The organism is Nitrobacter sp. MLSD-S21 (genome assembly GCF_058809865.1).
The window spans coordinates 164496-183074 of the sequence record NZ_JBXASZ010000006.1; the positions used below are offsets into that span (position 1 = coordinate 164496).

Below are 18579 nucleotides of genomic sequence, written 5' to 3' on the forward strand. Positions count from 1 at the left end.
AATGCTCTAAGTGGAACTGGAGCGGGCAGGCGCGACGGTTTATCAGCCCATCGGGAAATGCCGGTCAGAAGCCCTTTTGCGCGCGGCAAGGAAGCACGTTTCATGCGCAGCTTTGAGATTGAATTCGTCCTTCGTCATTTCGATGCGCCGTGCACGATGATCGCTTGCGGCGGGGAGCGCGCATCATGAAGCCTGCATCGCGCGACACGCTGCCGGAAGCCGATGAAACGCTCGATCCAGACGACTGGAACAAGCTTCGAGCGGAGGGGCACCGGATGCTCGATGATATGTTCAATCATATAGCCAAGGTTCGCGAGCGCCCGGTATGGCGGCCGATACCGGCGGAAACGCGCGCCCGTTTCCGCGAAGAGCTGCCGCGAGAGGGCGCCGATGTGGCCGACATTTATCGGGAGTTTGCCGAGTACATCGCTCCGTACACCGCCGGGAATGTCCACCCCGGATTCATGGGATGGGTCAACGGCGGCGGCACGGCTGTCGGGATGCTGGCCGAAATGCTGGCGGCGGGGTTGAATACCAATGTCGCCGGCCGCGATCAGATGCCGATCGAAGTCGAGCGGCAGATCGTTCTGTGGGTCCGGCAGATGTTCGGCTTTCCCGATACCGCGAGCGGCATCTTCGTCACGGGAACGTCGATGGCGAACCTGATGGGAATTCTGGTGGCGCGTTCAGCGCGAATCGGCCCGTCCGTGCGCCAGCGGGGCTTGATGGATCGCGGCGCCGGTCTCATCGCCTATACATCGGTTGCGACGCATGGCTGCATTGCCCAGGCCATGGACCTCGCAGGCTTCGGCACCGACGCCCTGCGGCGGATTCCGGTTGACCGCTGTCATCGCATCGATGCCGATGCGTTGCGTGCGCAGGTCGCCGTCGATCGCGCCGCGGGACTTGAACCATTTCTCGTGATCGGGTCGGCGGGAACAGTCGACATCGGAGCGATTGACGATCTTGCGGCGCTGCATGGCGTGTGCCGCGACGAGAAACTATGGCTGCATATCGACGGCGCATTCGGCGCTCTCGGGGTCTTGTCGCCGGAGATTGCACCTCGCCTCGCAGGAATTGAAAGCGCCGACTCCATTGCTTTCGATTTCCACAAATGGGGACAGGTGCCCTACGACGCGGGCTTCCTTCTCGTTCGCGACGGCGAACAGCACCGCCGCACATTTGCGGCGCCGGTCGCCTATCTGCGCCGGGAAACGCGCGGGCTTGCGGCGGGCTCGCCGTGGCCATGCGACTACGGCCCGGATATGTCCCGCGGCTTTCGCGCGTTGAAGACGTGGTTCACGTTGAAAGCCTACGGCACCGAAAGGCTCGGCGCGATGATCGGCCGGACCTGCGCGCTGGCGCGCTGCCTGGAAGCGCAGATCGCGGCCGAACCAAAACTCGAACTGCTCGCGCCGGTGCAACTCAACATCGTGTGCTTCCGCTATCGGGCCGACGATGCCGACAGGGTCAATGCGGAAATCGTCGCATTGCTGCACGAGTCGGGAATCGCAGCGCCGTCCACGACCATGCTGGACGGTCGGCTCGCGATCCGCGCGGCGATCGTCAATCATCGCACCGGAATGCGCGACATCGAAGCGCTGGTATCAGCGGTGCTGGAATTCGGCGCGCGCGAAACCTGAAGCCGTGACGGCCGCGCGCCCGCGTCGGCGCGTATTATGGCGTTTTCGAGCGAAGTGGATACCGGTTCGCGATCGAAATACGCGCAGATTGATCGAAGGCATTTTCTTTCTGCTAACCGGATTCCACTTGACCGGAAATGCTCGCGCGGCGTGATGTCAGGCGGAGCGTCGTCTGCTGTCGGCGCGATCGGCGGTGCTGTCGCTCATACCCGCCAGCTTCTTTTCGTAGGCGATCAATTTCTTGACTTCCTTCAGCGCCTTGTAGAGGTCGCCGTTGAGGATGTCGTTGTTGATGCCCTCGATGATCGGCCACGCGCCCGGCATGGTGGTGATGATGTCGCGCAGCAGGCTGAAATACGTGCCGTGATTGATCTGTGGCTCCGGCGACAGGTACATCAGTTGCACCGCGAGGTAGATCAGCTTGGCGGGTGTGTCCGCTGTTTCAGGCGTCAAAATGTCCTTCTCGCGAAGGATCGGAATCTTGTCGCCTTCGATCAAAAGCCGCGCGCGCTGGTCGGTGTTGGTGACAACGCAGGCGCCGATGATGATGCGTTCATGCGGCTTCAATTCGACTTTCAGCGCCATGACGGTTTCCTGTCATTGAATGAAGCGTGCCGGAACGCACGGCACTGCCATTCGCTGCGAAATGCGGCGGACGGCCGCGTCGGCGCGAGCATCGCGGACAGTCTGGCCGTGATCCTTCCCGATTGTGGTTAACGCCGGGTAAACGGCGGTAGCGGCCACCGGAAATGAAATGTCCTTGAATCCCGTCCATACCGGCGCAAATCAAGCCATGCGCTCGCTTCGGCCGCCGGCCGAACAGCCGCGCGAGTCTGCGATTGGCTTCATGCTTTCTTAGAGTCTTCACACCAGTGTGGCGCCTCGCCGAGGATCTTCGGCGTATGGGCGTATGTGTATTCACACCAGAAAGGTATGAAAGATGTCCGATATCGTTCTCTCCGCATCGGTTCGCCAGAATCTGCTTTCCCTCCAGTCAACCGCTGATCTGCTCTCCACCACGCAGAACCGTCTTGCCACCGGCAACAAGGTCAACTCGGCGCTCGACAACCCGACCAACTTCTTCACCGCGCAGGGCCTCAACAACCGCGCCAGCGACATCAACAACCTGCTCGACTCGATCGGCAACGGCGTGCAAGTGCTGCAGGCTGCCAACACCGGCATCACCTCGCTGCAGAAGCTGGTCGATACCGCCAAGTCGATCGCCAACCAGGCGCTCCAGGCGACCACGGGATATTCGACCAAGTCGCAGGCGACCACTGCCGCCATCACCGGCGCGACGGCGGACAACCTGCTCGGACCGGGCGGCGCTCCGACTGACCGGACCGTGACCGGCTCGGCGGTTAACAACGACGACACCGGTGGCGCAGCGGCGATCACGACTGCGACCAAGCTGGCTGGTACGGCGGGTGCGGGTTCGGACAACCTTGCGTCCAATATCAGCGCATCCGACACCATCGTTGTGAACGGCAAGACGATTTCGTTCAACAGCGGTTCCGGCACTAGCGGTTCGGCGACGGCTGGCACGCTCTCGATTGACGTGACCACCGGTGACGTGGGCGATGTCCTCGATGCCATTGATGCGATCACGGGCAATACTGCTGGCACGTCCACGATTGCGGCCGGTGCGATTTCGATCCACACCGGTACGGCCCAGGATCTGGTGATCAGCGGATCTGCTCTCACCAAGCTTGGTCTTACCGCCAACACCTACGCCCGCACGGCCGGAACTCCGGCTGCGCTCGATGGCAAGACGTTGACGATCGCCGCGACCGACGGTGGCACCGCGACCAGCATCACGTTTGGTACGGGCGGCGTGACGACCCTCGATCAGTTGAACACGGCGCTGGCCGCGAACAACCTGTCGGCCTCGATCAGCACGGCCGGCGCGCTGACCTTCACCACCACCAACGATCATGCCCATGCCACGATCGGTGCGTTCGGTGGTACGGCGGTTGCCGCTGGTGCAGGCCTGTTCGGAGCTTCCGTGACGGTGAGTGCGCCGGTGGAAGACGCCAACGCGCAGAACAACCGCGCCACGCTGATCAGCCAGTACAACGCGGTGATCGACCAGATCAAGACCACCGCGCAGGATTCGTCCTTCAACGGCGTCAACCTGTTGAATGGCGATCAGCTCAAGCTGGTGTTCAACGAAACCGGCAAGTCCACCCTGACCATTCAGGGCGTGACCTTTGATCCGGCTGGCCTCGGCCTCGCGTCGCTGGTCAAGGGCACCGACTTCCTCGACAACGCCTCGACCAACAAGGTTCTGGACTCGCTCAACAACGCGTCCGGCACGCTGCGCTCGCAGGCTTCGACCTTCGGTTCGAACCTGTCGATCGTGCAGATCCGTCAGGACTTCTCGAAGAACCTGATCAACGTGTTGCAGACCGGCTCGTCCAACCTGACGCTGGCTGACACCAACGAGGAAGCGGCGAACAGCCAGGCGCTGGCCACCCGCCAGTCGATCGCGGTGTCGGCGCTCGCGCTGGCCAACCAGTCGCAGCAGAGCGTGCTGCAGCTGCTCCGCTAATCGCAAACGCATCTCAGACGACGGAAACGGCGGGGAAAACCCCGCCGTTTTTTGTTGTAGCGTTTCGAGCGAAGTGGACACGAGGTTCGCGTGAAGAAAACGCGCCAAACAAAAAAGCTAAGGGTTCGGGTTTGATTTCATCAAAGCGGAATAGCTTTAGCCGGCGGTCCAATTCTTCTGAAGCCGGATTGTCAGTGCTTGTTCATGAGGTCTTGAAAGAACGGCGAAAATTGCTCGTGGGGCGATGCTTCCGAGCTATTGAATTTCGTAGTCAACATAGTAGGACAAAACCCTCATCCGCCTTGCATTCTGCCGATTGAGTTCAGAAAGGACGTGCGCGCCAAGAATGTCACGACTGCTTTCTTGTGGCCGCGACGATCGAGCGGGGATTAATCCTGGGTTAACCATAAATTAAAACGTCTTGTTCACCTTTCCGACCAGCGACCGGCTCTTGGGGCGAGTTGGCGTCCGCGCAGGTTAGGGAAGGCCAGTCATGTCCGACATCGTTCTCTCGGCATCCGTTCGCCAGAATTTGCTCTCGCTGCAGTCTACTGCCGATTTGCTGGCGCAAACGCAGAACCGTCTTGCCACCGGCAAGAAGGTCAACACGGCCCTCGACAATCCGACCAATTATTTCACTGCAGCAGCGCTCGACAACCGCGCCAACGATATCAGCAATCTGCTTGACGGCATCGGCAACGGCATACAGGTGCTGCAGGCGGCCAATACCGGCCTGACCTCGCTGCAGAAGCTGGTGGACACGGCGAAGTCGGTCGCCAATCAGGTTCTGCAATCCCAGGTCGGCTATTCACAGAAATCGTCGGTGGAAAGTCTTCCCGTAACGGGCGCGACCGCGCTCGATCTCAGAGGCACGACACCGTTTACAAATGTCGCCGCAACGCCCGGCACCGCCCTGAAGACCGGCACCGCCAACGCCGCCGCGACCGGCGCCACCCTTATCAGCGCGCTGACCGACGGCGCGGTTGCGACGCCGACCGGCCCCGCGGCCGGCGAGAGCTTTTCCGTCAACGGCAAGACCATCACGTTCGCGGCGTCGGGCGCGGCGACGACCGACCCTTCCGGAAACGTCACGATCGGCATCGACCAGACACTCAGTGCGTTGACCGGCGTGATCGATGCGCTGAACGGCAACACCACGCCCGCCACCGCATCGACAGTCAACGGCAGCGGGCAGATCGCGCTCAACACCGGTATCGCTCATGACCTGGCGCTGACGGACTCCACGCCGGCCGGAGTTCTCGCAAAGCTAGGCTTGAGCGCGGGAACGACGGCGCGCGGCGGGGGCGCGGGAAACCTCGACGGCAAGACGCTAACGATCGGGGCAACCGGCGGCGGCGTCGCGACCAACGTCACGTTCGGTGACGGCACCAACGGTACCGTCAGAACCCTTAACGACCTGAACGCGCAGCTTGCTTCAAACAATCTCCAGGCCACGATCAATTCGGCAGGCGTTATCACGATCTCGACCGCCAACGAGGCTGCCGCAGAGACCATTGGCACGATCGGCGGAACCGCGGCCGGCGCGGGATATGCCTTCAATGGCCTTGTCGCCGGCGCGCCCGTTCAAGATTCAGCGGTTCAGGCGGCTCGCGCCGGCCTCGTCAATCAATACAACAACATCATTCAGCAGATAAACACGACGGCGTCGGACTCGTCTTTCAACGGCATTAATCTGCTGAGCGGCGACACGCTGAAGCTCATCTTCAACGAGACCGCAAAGTCCACGCTCACGATCACCGGCACCAACATGAATGCAGTTGGCCTTGGACTGTCGGCCCTGACGGTGGGCATCGACTTCCTGGACAACGGCTCGGCCAACAGCGTGATCGCCAGCCTCGACAGAGCGTCGACCACCCTGCGCACGCAGGCTTCGACGCTTGGTTCGAACCTGTCGATCGTGCAAATCCGTCAGGACTTCTCGAAGAACCTTATCAACGTGTTACAGACCGGCTCGTCGAACCTGACCCTCGCCGACACCAACGAGGAAGCGGCAAACAGCCAAGCGCTGGCCACCCGTCAGTCGATCGCGGTGTCCGCACTGGCGCTGGCCAACCAGTCACAACAGAGCGTCCTGCAATTGCTACGCTGATGACGTAAGCTCGGCGAATGTCACGAGATTCGCTTGCCGTGAAGGCTCCGGCGAATGTGAAAATCGAAAAAACACCGCAACGAGGCCAAGCGTTTTCGAGCGAAGTGGATACCGGTTCGCGTGACGAAAACGCGTCAGAATAACAATCTAGAAACTTTGTTTCTAATTCCAGTCAGGAGCAAAGCGGCACCATTGCAGAACCCGCTGCATTTGCCACTTTTTCGACGCATGTGAAAACACCGAGTAACCCATTTTAAAGGTGGTGCTGATAGACATTCGGCAACGCGAAGTTGCGTGCGCCCTTTCTTTTTCCCCCGAGGTTTAGATGTCGAATGCTGCTCAAGCCTATGCCCGGACGGCTCAAACCTCGTCGTCTCCGCGTGAAATCGAGGCGCAGGCTTTACTGAAAGCGGCGCGGCAGCTTCGGGAGATCCAGGACAACTGGAAAGGGCCCGACAGTGACATGCAAAAGGCGCTGCTGTTCAACCGCCGTTTGTGGTCGATCTTCATGAGTGCGGCGGACAGCGAGAGTAACCCGCAGCCGCTGGAGGTTCGTCAGAACATCGCCAACATCGGCGTTTTCGTGATGAAGCAGACAGTCGACATGCAGATAAATCCAGACCCTGCGAAGCTGACGGCGCTGATCGACATCAACTGCAATCTCGCAGCCGGCTTGTCCGGTCGAGCGTAATCCCCGTCACAGACGGAGCCGGATCATTGGCCGACGTCCTGAATATCCTGGCATCGAACTACACAACGGTCGGTCAGAACGTCAATCTGAACACCGGAAGGTATGTTAACGTCGATCCCAAGGTTTTCGAAGGCACATGGAGCGGCAAGTACGCCAACCAGAAGCCGTTCTCCGTGACGATTTCCGGCGTCAATGGTTTCCGCGCCAAGGCCAAGTACCAGTACGGAAGCACGATCAAGTATCAGGAAGTTCTGATAAAGAACAATTCGTTCCGGGTCGGCGATTCAAAGTTCGTGCTGACAAAGGCTGGCACCGCGAAGGTCAGCACTGTCATGAGCAATCCGGCGACGGGTGCAAGCACGCTCGAGAACGCCTACGTCCATCAGAACTGAGCATTATTTTGATTGAGCATGATCTTATCCGAAAACCGGCTTCCACTTTTCGGGATCATGCTCTAGGCGCGGCGGTCGGTGGCGGCCGAGGGTTCTCGCTCAGTGTTCATCAAATCCAGCGTGCGGAAATATGCGCGTCGCCGCAGCATCGCCTCTTCGGGAAACTGCTTCACGACGAGGCTCGTCCGGCGATCGACGACCTGGTAGACGACCGAGGCGGCGTCACGATCGACCACTACTTGCCGTGACAGCGTATCACCGGAGGTCCGCAGATCGTTGCGGGCGCGCGCGCTGACGTCCGTCGCCGTGACGCTTTTGCTCGGCGGAAGTTGAGTCGCCACCGCATCGTCCGCGGCCGGGCTTGCCGGCTGAACGACTGGTGCCGCCACCGGCGCGCCAACCGGCTTGATACTGAAATCCGTACCCATGGTCGCCTCCAGGCTCCCGTCGAGTCAAATCCCACCCCCCTTTAGAACGCAAGCCTAGCGCCTGTCTCTCAACGCCACGTTAGAAAACGTGTTCAATGAGGTGATGCCGTGAGTGCAGAAATTTGATTCAAACTGGTTGGAATATGCGAGGGCAGGTCTCCTCAGCGAGGCTTCTCATTCTTCGAGCGGCAGTTGGTTCGGTTGCAGTGCCGGAGCCGATGCCGTTCGGGCCCGAGTTCGTCCTGTGTAAACCTGATTGGAACGGCGAGCGCGATCGGGCCGCCGCCGATGTCGGGAGGCGTTGGCGGGCGAGCTACCAGCGATAGGTCGCGGTTCCAAGAATATTACGTGCCCGACCAAGATTGCACTGTGCCATCGAGAAGCAGGCTGCGACGTAGTATTTGTCGAACAGGTTGCTGGTGTTGACGGAGAAGCGCCAACTGTCACGAATGAGGCCAGTCAGACGATATAAAAGCGTTTTATCTTCATTGGCTGGGCCACTGAAATCAAATGCCCCCTGTTTGTAATCGAACGATCCGCCTTGAAGCTGCACTTCGCGAATGGTCTGCCCGGTCGGACGCTTCGTCACCAGGTTCACGATACCGGCCGGCTGCCCTTGCCCATAGAGCACCGACGATGGGCCACGCATCACCTCGATACGCTCAACGCCGTATGTCTCGGTCTGAAGCCCCGTGGTCTGCAAACCTCGTTGCCCTGAAAGCCGCGCATAAAATACCTTGCACAGACTGGTAACCGTTGGCTTCCGCAAATACGCCTGGCGAGTAACTCAAGGCATCATGGACGCTGTTCGGTTTCCGCGTCTGGGTAATTTCCTTGCAATATCGTCTGACGGGATTGGTTCTAAGCTCGCCGGATCATGGTCGCTGCCGGTTCGCGCGTTAAAGCGAACGGCTGACTGCGAGGGGGCTCATGTGCTGGCGCGAGGGTGCGCTGCGCTGTCCGCTTGCCGTATAAGTCTGCGGCGTGGCGCGGCGCTGCGCTTCGGCACTGACGCCGCGAACGATTCCCTCCGAGACCGCGTGCGCGGTAGCGAGCACCGTGAGATTCACCTGGAGCATGGCGCGGAATGTGTCGTGGTGGCGTTGCAGCGCCGTGAGCAGGTCAGGCGTCGACTGAGTCATGTAGACCTGGCTGGTCTTGAATTGCCTGATGGCGTCGACGTAGCGGCGCGATAGTTCTGTCTTCCGGCTCTCGAGCGCCATGCCTTCGCGAATCTTGCCGGCGCGCACCAACTCGGTCTCGCGCTCGATGACGGCAAGCAGCGCGTTCATGATGTCGAGCATGTCGTCGGCGAGCTTGCGTGCGTCCGCTGGCGTCGATACGGGAGGCGGGAGAAGGGACGCCTGCGGATCCCGGGACTTCGGTGTCATGCGCTCTCCTTTGAGCTTGGCTTGGTCTGGCTCGCCTGTTGCATGATCAGGGCGCGGAACACCGCGTCGGAGACGCCGACGCCGCCGGCCTTGGCGAACGATCTGGAATACTGCTCGGTGAGCATCGAGCGCCACACTCCGGTGCCTGGCGTATCGCCGAACGGGCCTTCGCCCTTCAGCCCGGACGTCATTTGCGAGAACATGGAATTGAGGAACATCGCCTCGAAATCCTCCGAGGTTGCTTTGGCTTTCTCTATTGACCGCGGAGGGACGTGTTCCAGCGCTCGCGCGAGCTGCGGATCGGGACGGCCGTTCAGCATCGGCTTCATGCGAGGGGTGCTGCGATAAGCGGTGGTTATCAGGTCATTGACAGTGTGAGCTTCCATCACATCACCTCGATATCGGCTTCGATCGCACCGGCCGCCTTGATCGCCTGTAGAATGCCGATCAGGTCGCGTGGCCCGATGCCGAGGCCGTTGAGTCCGTCGACGAGCTCCTGAAGCGAGACGCCGTTCTTGACCAGCGCGAGTTTCTTGCCGTCCTCGCTTACGCCGACGTCTGTGCGCGGTGTCACAACCGTTCGCCCGCGTGCCAGCGGATTAGGTTGGCTGACCTGCGGGCTTTCGGAAATGGACACTGTGAGGTTGCCTTGCGCTACCGCGACGGTGGCGACGCGGACGTCGCGTCCCATCACGATGATCCCGGAACGTTCGTCGATAATGATCTTTGCTGCGATGTCCGGCTCGACCTGCAGCTGCTCGATCTCGGTCAGGAGTGCGACGACGTTGCCTTTGTATTCCCCTGGGATGGAGAGTTGCACAGTGGACGGATCGATTGGCTCGGCAGTCTTCGTGCCGAGGAAATCGTTGACTGCGGCGGCGATGCGCTTGGCGGTGGTGAAGTCGCCGTTACGCAGCGCCAGCCGGACATTCGGCATCCGGTTCAGTGCGAATTCGATCTCGCGCTCGACGATGGCGCCGTTGGCGATGCGCCCATTGGTTGGCACGCCCTTGGTGACGCTCGCGGCGGCGCCTTCAGCGGCAAAGCCGCCGATCGCAAGCGAGCCCTGCGCCACCGCATAAACATTGCCGTCGGCGCCGAGCAACGGCGTGACGAGCAAGGTGCCGCCTTGCAGGCTTTTGGCATCGCCCATGGCCGAGACCGTGACGTCCATGCGGGTGCCTTGGGTGGCGAAGGCGGGCAGGTTGCCGGTCACCATGACGGCCGCGACGTTGCCGGTTCGGATGGTGGCGCCGCGAATGTTGACGCCCATGCGTTCCAGCATCGCCTGCAGCGACTGCTTGGTGAAAGGAATATTGTTGAGGGTGTCGCCGCTGCCGTTGAGGCCGACCACGAGGCCGTAACCGATCAACTGGTTTTGTCGCACGCCTTCGATATTCGCGAGGTCCTTGATCCGTGAGGTCGCGTGCGCAGGCATGCCCAGCGGCGGCAGCGCGACAAGCGCCGCGACGGCGATCCGGACAATCCTTAAAATACCAACGCCAGGCATCCTCTGCTCCCCGCTGAGGGTTCGGTCCGGCTGGCCGCCACTCCCATGACGGTCATCCGCCGTTAACTATGCGAGGTTCGTGCCATCGCGGCGCATGGCATATAGTATTGATATCGTTGGAAGATCGATGTGGTGGATAAAGCTGCGCAGGCGGGAGGCGGTGGCGAAGTTGCCCGCGTCGGCAGAATTTGCCGGGCATTCACGCTTCGTTAACCATAACGGCCCACGGTTCTCTTGCTGGAGTCATCCGGTGCGCACTCCTTGACCGGCATGGCGCGCCATCAATATTCGGGCGAGATGATCGATGCGAATTTACGGACCGAACGGCACAACGCCGGGAACGCAGGCCCCGTCCGCGCGGCGAACGGGCGGAAGCGAATTTTCTCTGCCGGACCCGGCCGCTACAATGGAAAGCAGGGCCGCGGCCGCGCCGAAAGCGCCTGCCACCATCGATGCTTTGCTGGCGTTGCAGGGCGTCGAAGACGATCCGGCGGAGCGGCGCAAGCGCTCGGTACAGCGGGGCAGGGGCGCGCTGGACGTGCTCGACGATCTTAAGATCGGGCTGCTTTCCGGCAACTTCGACGCGTCAACCGTGATCCGGCTGCGCACTGCCGCTGCCGAGCTGAAATCGTCCTCCGGCGATGCCGGTCTCGACGCGGTCCTGGCTGAAATTGAATTGCGCGTCGAGGTGGAACTGGCCAAGGCGGGGCAATTCTGAAAGCAGCCGGGACGCGATGGAACCCGTTGAAAAGATGGCCTCGATACGCTGCGCAGACCGGGGTTCCACATCGGGCAGAGGAAGCAGGAACGCGGAAGCCCCGAGCTGTCAAGGACGGGTTTTGGTGCGACGATATTGTCTGTCACAAACGGCCGCTATATAAGCTCCGCCGCAGCCGGACCGTCCGTCCGGTGCCTTGCACCGAGCAGGAATGCATTTGGAAAAGTTGAAGAACTACAGGCCCTCCGAAAAAGAGCCTTTCATGAACGAGCGCCAGCGCGAATATTTTCGCGCCAAGTTGCTGGCATGGAAGGACGATATCCTCCGCGAATCGAAGGTTACGCTGCAGACTCTTCAGGAAGAGAACGTTAACCTTCCCGACCTCGCCGATCGCGCGTCCTCGGAAACCGACCGCGCCATCGAGCTGCGAGCCCGTGATCGGCAGCGAAAGCTGATCTCCAAGATTGACGCCGCCTTGCAGCGAATTGAAGACAATACCTATGGCTATTGTGAGGAAACGGGCGAGCCGATCTCGCTGAAGCGGCTCGAAGCGCGACCGATCGCGACGCTTTCTGTCGAAGCCCAGGAGCGCCACGAAAAGCGGGAAAAGATTTATCGGGACGAGTAGGGCAGGCGGCGCCGATGCCTTGGCGGCGCGGGCCGCGGTATAGGCGTGAGTTCGCGAGCGAAGCATGTCCTGGTGTTCGACACGACAGTACCGGTTCGGCGCAAGAAAACGCGTCAGAATAATCGTTGGCGTGGCGGCTCGCCGGCAACGGCTTACCTGAACATCTCCCGCTGCGCGTCGGTCAGGCCGGCCAGCATCTGCCGGGCCTGGCTGTAGCCGGCGGCGACCATCTCGTCGAAGCGGTTCCAGTCCAGCAAGCGGCACTCGGGGACGCGCGGCTGAAACAATAGGTCGGTGAACTTTCCCATCTCCTTTTGTTTGGAGATCGAAGTGATGAACGATGACCGCAGCATCGTCTCGGGCACGCTCGGCAGACGGTAACGCCGCTTCGCACGCGGTTTCAGTTTGTCGCGCAGCAAGGCGAGCGTTCCAGGAACGCAGTCAATGTCGAACACCTGCCCGCGATCGACCGAGAGATCGACGCCGATGATGCGACCGGCGCCGAGCCGCGCCATCACGTCGACCGGGAAATTGTTGAACGTGCTGCCATCATACATCATGTGCCCGCCGACGAAGACCGGCGGCAGCGCACCGGGTATTGCGTAGCTTGCGCCGACGTTGCGGGTCAGGTCGCCTCGCAGCAGGACGGCTTCGCTACCGGCCGAAAAGTCTGACGCGATAGTGAAGAAGGTGGTCCAGCAATCCTCGCTGTCGATTGCGTCCCGGCCTGTGGCATCGCGCACGGCCTGCGTCATCGCGCTTCGCGTGCGCGCACCCTTGATCAGCGATACCAGCGGAATGAAATTGTAGTCGCCGGTGACGTTGCCCCTCGGGTGTTCGAGGAACGCCTTCCGGACGGCGGCTGCGACTTCATCCGCGCTGCGCCCGAGCGCCAGTACCATCCCCATGACCGCGCCGATTGAGCTGCCGCCAAGCATGTCGACGGGAATGCCCGCCTCTTCCAGCGCCTTGATGACGCCGAGATGAGCGAAACCGCGCGCGCCTCCGCCGGACAGCACAAGTCCGACACCGCGTCCGGATACGATGCGAGCGAGCCGACGCATGTCCGCGGGCAATTGCGGGCGAATGTGAAAGTGCCGCGCATCCGGCCGCGCGTTCAGCCAACGCGCCGTGCCGGTGGGAATTGTCGTATCGGCCTTGTGCAGCAGAACCAGTGTCTGTCGCGCGATCGAAATGGGAGCGGCGGGTGACAGGAAAGCCTGCTCGACAGCCGAGAGACCGGGATCGTGGCCGGCGTCGGCGAGCAGCAGCACCTCGTCGGCATGACGAAGGCAAAACCGGGTCCATGCGGTGTCGCTTCCGTCGGCGGCAAGATACACGCCGCGGCTCTGAGCCTCGATTTCGTCGATATAGCCGGCAAGCGCATCGTTGCGCTGTTCAGACGAGGGGTCCCGAGCGATCCCGAAGTGTCTGGCGACGTCATCGGCGGTGACGACCGTCACCGACCCGGCCTTTGCGGCTTGCGCGTTACGCAGGCTTCGCGCAAAATCGGCGGCATCCGCCCCGGACGTGACCGGCAGGATGCAGATGTTCACTGGCACCAGCGGCGCTTGTCGCTCGCGCTCGCGAAATCGCCGGATCACGACCCGCATCATCGACATTTCGATTTCCGGATGTTGCAGGATCGCGCGCTCGATCATAGCGCGCGTTACTTTGACCAGCAGCGTATCGCGCACCGCCAAGATGGTTGCCGAGCGTGGCTCGCCGGTGAACAGCGCGAGCTCGCCTATGGTTTCACCGCGCCCGATCTCGCCGAGAATTTTTCTCGCGCCGGAGTCTGTCTCGGAAAATGCGTGCAGCCGTCCCGACAGGACGAAGTACACGTCGTCACTGATGTCGCCTTGACGCAGCAGAATCTCGCCGGAGACGAGATCGACATATTCGGCCTCGGACCGGATGGTGTTCAGGATCGCAGCGTTGTCGGACGCAAAGTAGTCGCGAAGCACGGTCTGGAGCAGCGCGTCGCGTTGCTGAAGATCGGGATCGGGTTTTGGCGTCAATACCGCAACTCCTATTGGTTCGTTTAAGCATTGCATTCCGTTGCGGCAAAAGCTCTGATTTTGACACTTGCCCACAGGGTTTGCGGCAACGTGAAGCGAATGTGGAATCCGCTCTCTACAGTCCGATTCAACCGCGTTGAATCAAACTCTGTTTTATTCTTTCATTGAGCATGATCTTGTCCGAAAACCGGTGTCCACTTTCGGGATCATGCTCTAACGTCGCGCGCGTGACGCGCTGCGGCGAACCCAATCCCGTCCTTTCCCCGGCTTGACCCCGAGGACTTAACCTTCGAACCCCTTTTTACTACGCGCAGCGAGCGGGTCGCATGCGGGGTGGCCGAACCTTCGCTCTGTTCTAGTCGCGCCCGACCCTGCCGGGAAATCCCGGCGTGGTTGGGCTGTCGCCACTCAGGCCGCTTGGCACGGCGCCTGTGCCGATAGTTCCAGGCCACGTTGTGTTCGGCACGCCCGGCAGATTGCCCCCGCCGATGCTGAGGCGCGGTGAGGGCGCCGGCATCACGATAATGGGCGCTGAAGGCATAAGCGTGTAGACAGGGCGGTGCCGGTGGCGCGCCTGTGCCGTGTCGGACAAGCCGATCAGGCAGGCGGCAACGACAAGCAGGATTCGGACGGCGAGGGTCATTGGACGCTCCGGCAGTCTCGACTTGCGGAATGTCACGGATATATAGCCATCGCAAGTGCGACGCACAGACCAAGGGGTCATTAAAAATTCGCTGCTCATCAGCGAACGAACAAGGCCTGCTCTCTGTTCTCGAAGATAGACACGGCCTCCGGCAGGGGAGCCGCCGGAGGCCGCATCCCCCGAACGATGCATGGCATCGCCGGGGTCGTCGCCGTCTCGCGCCTGGGATCGCGATCCGGTGGGGAGCTCTCGAGAATCTAGAACGGCAGCAGCACGTCCATCACCTGTTGACCGTAGCGCGGCTGCTGGACATCGCTGATCTGGCCGCGGCCGCCGTAGGCGATGCGGGCCTGCGCGATCTTGCTTGAATCGATAGTGTTGTCGCTCTGGATATCCTCAGGTCGCACGATGCCGGCGACGATCAATTCGCGGATTTCGTTGTTGACGCGGATTTCCTGCTTGCCTTCGACCACGAGATTGCCGTTCGGCAGCAGTTGCGTCACGACCGCGGCGACGCTGGTCTGCAAGTTCTCCTGACGTTGGACCGAGCCCTTGCCGTCGCTCAGCGAGGTGGAGTCGGTGGTCAGGATACGGCCAGGCAGGACCGCGGTTGCTGGATTGCCGATGGTTTTGCTGCCAATGAAATCGGTGATGCCGGAATCTTCCTTGCTGGTGCGGCTGCGCTGGGTCTGGTTGGCGATGTTGGCCTTGTCGGTGAAGTTCACGGTCACAGTCAGAAGGTCGCCGACCCGCGCCGCGCGCTGATCCCTGAAGAACGCGCGCGAGCCGTTCCGCCACAGCGAGTTGGCGTTGTAGGACACCGTCTCCGGTTTTGGCATCGGCATCTGCACGGGTTTGTAGCCCGGCTGCGTCGTCGGATTGTCGATCGCGGTCAGCTTGGGTGACTCGCCGATCTGCGAAAGGCGATCGATGGACGAGCATCCGCTGGCGAGGCCGGCGGCCGCTAGCAATGAGCCGGTTAGGACGATGCGGTTGATGCGCGCGAACTTCAACATGAACGTTACTCGGCTTTTGAAGATGTGGGCGTGCCGCTCTGGGCGGAGACGGGGGCTGTTGCCGCTGCCGCCGGCTCGGCGCTCGCCAGCTTGCGGGGCGCAACCGGCGTGATGGGAGACACCGACACCTGACCTCGCCCGACCACCACGCCGGACACGGTGCGCTTCGATTGCAGGTTGAGAACAGTGACGATGTCCCCCTCGGTGCCGGCTTCGGTCGCCTGGCCGCGCACGGTGAGATAAATTCCCGCGGCCTGGTAGATCAGGGTCACCGCCTCGTCGCGTTGCACAAGGTCTGGTCTGGTCAGGTCGGCGCCGTGCAGCGCCTGACCGGCGCGCATCTGCCGCCGCATCTGCATCCCGACGGCGTGGTCGCGGCTCGCGGCATCGTGGCCGACCTCGGCCTTGGGGCGACGCTCCATGACGATGTCGGAAAATTTCAGCTGGGCGTTACGGTCCACGTCGCGAGCCAGCACCGCGGCCTCGACAGTCTCGACGGCGACTCCGGTGAAGCGGAGGCGGGCCGGTGCGGCGCCGGAGTCGTTGCCGACCTCGAGCGTGACGTCGAAGCGACCATTGCGCGGGTCGAACCGGGTTACCATCGGATTGATGGCGCCGTTGTTAGCGGCATCGAGATGGATTGCCGTAAAGTCTTTATCGAAGGTCAGCTGCAGGTTCTTGGCGTCGCCAAGTCCATTGCGGTGTTCGAGCGCGACCGCGATCCGCAATTCGACGTCGTCCGGTTCGAGGGTGCGCGCGAGCCGTGTCACCGCGACGTTGCGGATGCCGTGAGTCTCGACGCCGATCACCTGATGCGCGCGGAGAACGTCGAGCACCTGGGTAGCCAACAGGCTGCCCGTGGTGCCGGGGTTGGGAGAGCGGTAGATCGCAACCTGCGCTGCGTCACCGGCGTTATCGACAAGGTCGCCGATTCTCACCACCTCGTCCGTAATGTCGACATGGCCGCGAAGCACAGGAGCCGGAAGGGCGGCCGCGGTCTGGATCGTGCTCGCCAGGACGATGCGGCGCGGAGCCACGTCATTGCCGGCCAGCGCCGGAATGGACGCCGCCAGCAGCGCGCCAGCGATGAGAAAGGAGCGGACGGCCATGATCAGCCTCTCTTCTTTTTGACCGAGCATGATCTTATCCGAAAACCGGTTTCCACTTTTCGGGATCATGCTCTAGCGGAACAGCGCGGCTGCGGATTGCAGCATCTGGTCGGCGGCGCTGACGACTTTGGCGTTCATCTCGTAGGCGCGTTGTGCGGCGATCAGATCGGAGATTTCAGAGACCACCTCGACATTGGCCTGCTCAAGGTTCGACTGCTGCATGTCGCCGAAGCCGTCGATGTTTGCGATGCCGTCCTGGAACGGACCGGAGGCGGGCGTCTCCTTGAAGTTGTTGTCGCCGACCGGCTGCAGGCCCGCCTTGTTGATGAAGCGGGTCAGGCCGATCTGGCCAAGCACCGTCGGAGTGGTCTGCCCCGGCAGCGTCACCGAGACCTGGCCCTGCGCGTTGATGGTAATGCCAGCGGAGTTTTGGGGAATTGTGATCGTCGGCTGCACCGGATTGCCCTGCGCATTGACGATGCGACCCTGGTTGTCCATCTGGAACGTGCCGTCGCGAGTATACTGAAAGGTACCGTCCGGCATCTGGATCTTGAAGAAGCCTTCACCGCGAATGGCGATGTCGAGATCGTTGCCGGTCTGCGACAGCGTGCCTTGACTCATCTGCCGCGGCGTTCCGACTGTTTTCACGCCGCCGCCGAGATCGATGCCCACGGGCAATATGGTTCCCTGAGCTGATGCCTGCGCGCCGACGCGGCGGACGTGGTCGTAGATGAGGTCTTGAAACGCGGCCCGTTGCTTTTTGTAACCGGTGGTGCGCAGGTTCGCGATATTGTTGGAGATGACCTGAACGTTTAGTTCTTGAGCCGCCATTCCGGTTGCTGCGGTATAGAGAGCACGCATGATATGGTTTCCTTATGCCGGAACGTCGGCGAGTTTTTCGATGGCGGATCGTTGCAGATCGGTTTGCTGCTGCAACAGCGTCGCCATCTGCGTGTAGGCGCGGGACACCTCGACCATGCGGCTCATCTCGGTCACCGCATTGACGTTGGAGCGCTCAATGAAGCCCTGATGGACTTGCGCATTCGTATCCGGCTGAGCGGAATTGCCTGCGCCCGCGGCGTAGAGGTTGGATCCCTCCTTGATCAGCTTTTGGGGTTGCGGGAAGGAGACTAGCCGCAGCGTGCCGCGGATCGAGTTGGTCGTGTTGTTGATGCCCTCGATCACGGTCACGGTGCCGTCGGCGGAAATCGTAATGTCACGGTCGGTTTGCTGGAACCTGATCGGGCCATTGGAGCCGAGCACCGGAAAGCCCGATGCCGTTACCAGTTGTCCCTGTGAATTGAGCTGTAATCCGCCGTCGCGGGTGTAGCGCTCGCCGTTCGGCGTCTGCACCACCAGAAACGCCTTGCCGTCGATGGCGACATCGAGTGGGCTCTTGGTCTGCTCGGTCGGGCCGCCGGCGAAGTCGTGGAAGGTGGCGCGGTCCTGGACAAAGCTTAAGCGGCGGTCGCGGCCGACGAAGTTGTCTTCGTGCGCTCCCGGCATCAGGTATTCCTCGAACAGCGAGCGGTCGGCCTTGTAACCGTTGGTGTTGACGTTCGCGACGTTGTTCGCAATGACGTCTATCCGCCGTTCGAGCATCATCTGCCGCGACAGTCCGATGAGGAGCGTATTCTCCATCGGTGGTTCTCCCCTTGAGGATCCGTGTGAAGAAAGCCCTCCCAGGCCGCGACACCGGATCGATCGAACCTCGAGGCTCTCCCAAGC

Annotated in this window: 19 protein-coding genes; 7 read left to right on the plus strand and 12 right to left on the minus strand. The window is 61.5% G+C overall.

Annotated elements, in window-relative coordinates:
- Nucleotides 1–185: 185 nt before the first annotated feature.
- The gene (locus AC1RT6_RS16765) at nt 186–1643 is read left to right on the plus strand and encodes a pyridoxal phosphate-dependent decarboxylase family protein (protein ID WP_079446150.1); all 1458 of its coding nucleotides are present in this window, start codon (nt 186–188) and stop codon (nt 1641–1643) included.
- Nucleotides 1644–1799: 156 nt separating this feature from the next.
- Here AC1RT6_RS16765 and flbT read toward each other — a convergent pair whose 3' ends face one another.
- Nucleotides 1800–2228, minus strand: coding sequence for a flagellar biosynthesis repressor FlbT (flbT, locus tag AC1RT6_RS16770; protein WP_079446151.1), 429 nt, complete (start codon nt 2226–2228; stop codon nt 1800–1802).
- Between the two features lie 355 nt (nt 2229–2583).
- Here flbT and AC1RT6_RS16775 point away from each other — a divergent pair, with 355 nt between their 5' ends.
- From AC1RT6_RS16775 to AC1RT6_RS16790, 4 genes are all read left to right on the plus strand, one after another.
- On the plus strand, nt 2584–4194 hold the full coding sequence (locus AC1RT6_RS16775; RefSeq protein WP_309774233.1) for a flagellin N-terminal helical domain-containing protein: 1611 nt from the start codon (nt 2584–2586) through the stop codon (nt 4192–4194).
- Between the two features lie 493 nt (nt 4195–4687).
- Nucleotides 4688–6304, plus strand: coding sequence for a flagellin N-terminal helical domain-containing protein (locus AC1RT6_RS16780; protein ID WP_493029547.1), 1617 nt, complete (start codon nt 4688–4690; stop codon nt 6302–6304).
- 325 nt (nt 6305–6629) lie between these two features.
- Nucleotides 6630–6995, plus strand: a complete 366-nt coding sequence (gene flaF, locus AC1RT6_RS16785) for a flagellar biosynthesis regulator FlaF (RefSeq protein WP_079446154.1) — start codon at nt 6630–6632, stop codon at nt 6993–6995.
- Between the two features lie 26 nt (nt 6996–7021).
- Nucleotides 7022–7387 carry a hypothetical protein gene (locus AC1RT6_RS16790; RefSeq protein WP_079446155.1) on the plus strand — a complete coding sequence of 122 codons (366 nt, stop codon included), beginning with the start codon at nt 7022–7024 and terminating at the stop codon, nt 7385–7387.
- Between the two features lie 62 nt (nt 7388–7449).
- Here the strand turns inward: AC1RT6_RS16790 and AC1RT6_RS16795 are convergent, their stop codons facing one another.
- The 5 genes from AC1RT6_RS16795 to AC1RT6_RS16815 all read right to left on the minus strand — a co-directional run bounded on the left by AC1RT6_RS16795 (nt 7450) and on the right by AC1RT6_RS16815 (nt 10716).
- Nucleotides 7450–7815, minus strand: coding sequence for a hypothetical protein (locus AC1RT6_RS16795; RefSeq protein WP_079446156.1), 366 nt, complete (start codon nt 7813–7815; stop codon nt 7450–7452).
- A 313-nt stretch (nt 7816–8128) separates the two neighbouring features.
- Nucleotides 8129–8518: a TonB-dependent receptor plug domain-containing protein gene (locus tag AC1RT6_RS16800; RefSeq protein ID WP_493029548.1), complete on the minus strand. Its 390-nt coding sequence runs from the start codon at nt 8516–8518 to the stop codon at nt 8129–8131.
- Nucleotides 8519–8714: 196 nt separating this feature from the next.
- The gene (locus tag AC1RT6_RS16805) at nt 8715–9206 is read right to left on the minus strand and encodes a hypothetical protein (protein WP_079446158.1); all 492 of its coding nucleotides are present in this window, start codon (nt 9204–9206) and stop codon (nt 8715–8717) included.
- Nucleotides 9203–9592 (minus strand): flagellar assembly peptidoglycan hydrolase FlgJ, encoded by a 390-nt coding sequence (gene flgJ, locus AC1RT6_RS16810; RefSeq protein WP_079446159.1) that lies wholly within the window; start codon nt 9590–9592, stop codon nt 9203–9205. The genes AC1RT6_RS16805 and flgJ overlap by 4 nt, the downstream gene beginning before the upstream one ends.
- Nucleotides 9592–10716 carry a flagellar basal body P-ring protein FlgI gene (locus AC1RT6_RS16815; RefSeq protein ID WP_079446160.1) on the minus strand — a complete coding sequence of 375 codons (1125 nt, stop codon included), beginning with the start codon at nt 10714–10716 and terminating at the stop codon, nt 9592–9594. Before AC1RT6_RS16815 ends, flgJ begins: the two co-directional genes overlap by 1 nt.
- A 304-nt stretch (nt 10717–11020) precedes the next feature.
- Here AC1RT6_RS16815 and AC1RT6_RS16820 point away from each other — a divergent pair, with 304 nt between their 5' ends.
- Nucleotides 11021–11434, plus strand: a complete 414-nt coding sequence (locus AC1RT6_RS16820; RefSeq protein WP_079446161.1) for a flagellar assembly protein FliX — start codon at nt 11021–11023, stop codon at nt 11432–11434.
- Between the two features lie 262 nt (nt 11435–11696).
- Nucleotides 11697–12062: an RNA polymerase-binding protein DksA gene (dksA, locus tag AC1RT6_RS16825; RefSeq protein ID WP_244553437.1), complete on the plus strand. Its 366-nt coding sequence runs from the start codon at nt 11697–11699 to the stop codon at nt 12060–12062.
- Nucleotides 12063–12214: 152 nt separating this feature from the next.
- Here the strand turns inward: dksA and AC1RT6_RS16830 are convergent, their stop codons facing one another.
- The 6 genes from AC1RT6_RS16830 to flgF all read right to left on the minus strand — a co-directional run bounded on the left by AC1RT6_RS16830 (nt 12215) and on the right by flgF (nt 18492).
- Nucleotides 12215–14083, minus strand: a complete 1869-nt coding sequence (locus tag AC1RT6_RS16830) for a patatin-like phospholipase family protein (protein WP_079446162.1) — start codon at nt 14081–14083, stop codon at nt 12215–12217.
- A 355-nt stretch (nt 14084–14438) separates the two neighbouring features.
- On the minus strand, nt 14439–14726 hold the full coding sequence (locus AC1RT6_RS16835) for a hypothetical protein (protein ID WP_079446163.1): 288 nt from the start codon (nt 14724–14726) through the stop codon (nt 14439–14441).
- A 257-nt stretch (nt 14727–14983) separates the two neighbouring features.
- On the minus strand, nt 14984–15742 hold the full coding sequence (gene flgH / locus AC1RT6_RS16840) for a flagellar basal body L-ring protein FlgH (protein WP_079446164.1): 759 nt from the start codon (nt 15740–15742) through the stop codon (nt 14984–14986).
- 5 nt (nt 15743–15747) lie between these two features.
- Nucleotides 15748–16851, minus strand: a complete 1104-nt coding sequence (flgA, locus tag AC1RT6_RS16845; protein WP_079446194.1) for a flagellar basal body P-ring formation chaperone FlgA — start codon at nt 16849–16851, stop codon at nt 15748–15750.
- A gap of 72 nt (nt 16852–16923) precedes the next feature.
- The gene (gene flgG / locus AC1RT6_RS16850) at nt 16924–17712 is read right to left on the minus strand and encodes a flagellar basal-body rod protein FlgG (protein ID WP_079446165.1); all 789 of its coding nucleotides are present in this window, start codon (nt 17710–17712) and stop codon (nt 16924–16926) included.
- A gap of 12 nt (nt 17713–17724) precedes the next feature.
- On the minus strand, nt 17725–18492 hold the full coding sequence (gene flgF / locus AC1RT6_RS16855) for a flagellar basal-body rod protein FlgF (RefSeq protein WP_079446166.1): 768 nt from the start codon (nt 18490–18492) through the stop codon (nt 17725–17727).
- Nucleotides 18493–18579: the final 87 nt, after the last annotated feature.

Coding starts and splice junctions, on each gene's coding strand:
- flgA (WP_079446194.1), bottom strand. CDS start 16,851: ATGGCCGTCCGCTCCTTTCTCATCGCTGGCGCGCTGCTGGCGGCGTCC.
- AC1RT6_RS16815 (WP_079446160.1), bottom strand. CDS start 10,716: ATGCCTGGCGTTGGTATTTTAAGGATTGTCCGGATCGCCGTCGCGGCG.
- AC1RT6_RS16780 (WP_493029547.1), top strand. CDS start 4,688: ATGTCCGACATCGTTCTCTCGGCATCCGTTCGCCAGAATTTGCTCTCG.
- flgH (WP_079446164.1), bottom strand. CDS start 15,742: ATGTTGAAGTTCGCGCGCATCAACCGCATCGTCCTAACCGGCTCATTG.
- AC1RT6_RS16795 (WP_079446156.1), bottom strand. CDS start 7,815: ATGGGTACGGATTTCAGTATCAAGCCGGTTGGCGCGCCGGTGGCGGCA.
- AC1RT6_RS16765 (WP_079446150.1), top strand. CDS start 186: ATGAAGCCTGCATCGCGCGACACGCTGCCGGAAGCCGATGAAACGCTC.
- flgG (WP_079446165.1), bottom strand. CDS start 17,712: ATGCGTGCTCTCTATACCGCAGCAACCGGAATGGCGGCTCAAGAACTA.
- flgF (WP_079446166.1), bottom strand. CDS start 18,492: ATGGAGAATACGCTCCTCATCGGACTGTCGCGGCAGATGATGCTCGAA.
- AC1RT6_RS16835 (WP_079446163.1), bottom strand. CDS start 14,726: ATGACCCTCGCCGTCCGAATCCTGCTTGTCGTTGCCGCCTGCCTGATC.
- AC1RT6_RS16775 (WP_309774233.1), top strand. CDS start 2,584: ATGTCCGATATCGTTCTCTCCGCATCGGTTCGCCAGAATCTGCTTTCC.
- flgJ (WP_079446159.1), bottom strand. CDS start 9,592: ATGGAAGCTCACACTGTCAATGACCTGATAACCACCGCTTATCGCAGC.
- flaF (WP_079446154.1), top strand. CDS start 6,630: ATGTCGAATGCTGCTCAAGCCTATGCCCGGACGGCTCAAACCTCGTCG.
- AC1RT6_RS16805 (WP_079446158.1), bottom strand. CDS start 9,206: ATGACACCGAAGTCCCGGGATCCGCAGGCGTCCCTTCTCCCGCCTCCC.
- AC1RT6_RS16820 (WP_079446161.1), top strand. CDS start 11,021: ATGCGAATTTACGGACCGAACGGCACAACGCCGGGAACGCAGGCCCCG.
- flbT (WP_079446151.1), bottom strand. CDS start 2,228: ATGGCGCTGAAAGTCGAATTGAAGCCGCATGAACGCATCATCATCGGC.
- dksA (WP_244553437.1), top strand. CDS start 11,697: ATGAACGAGCGCCAGCGCGAATATTTTCGCGCCAAGTTGCTGGCATGG.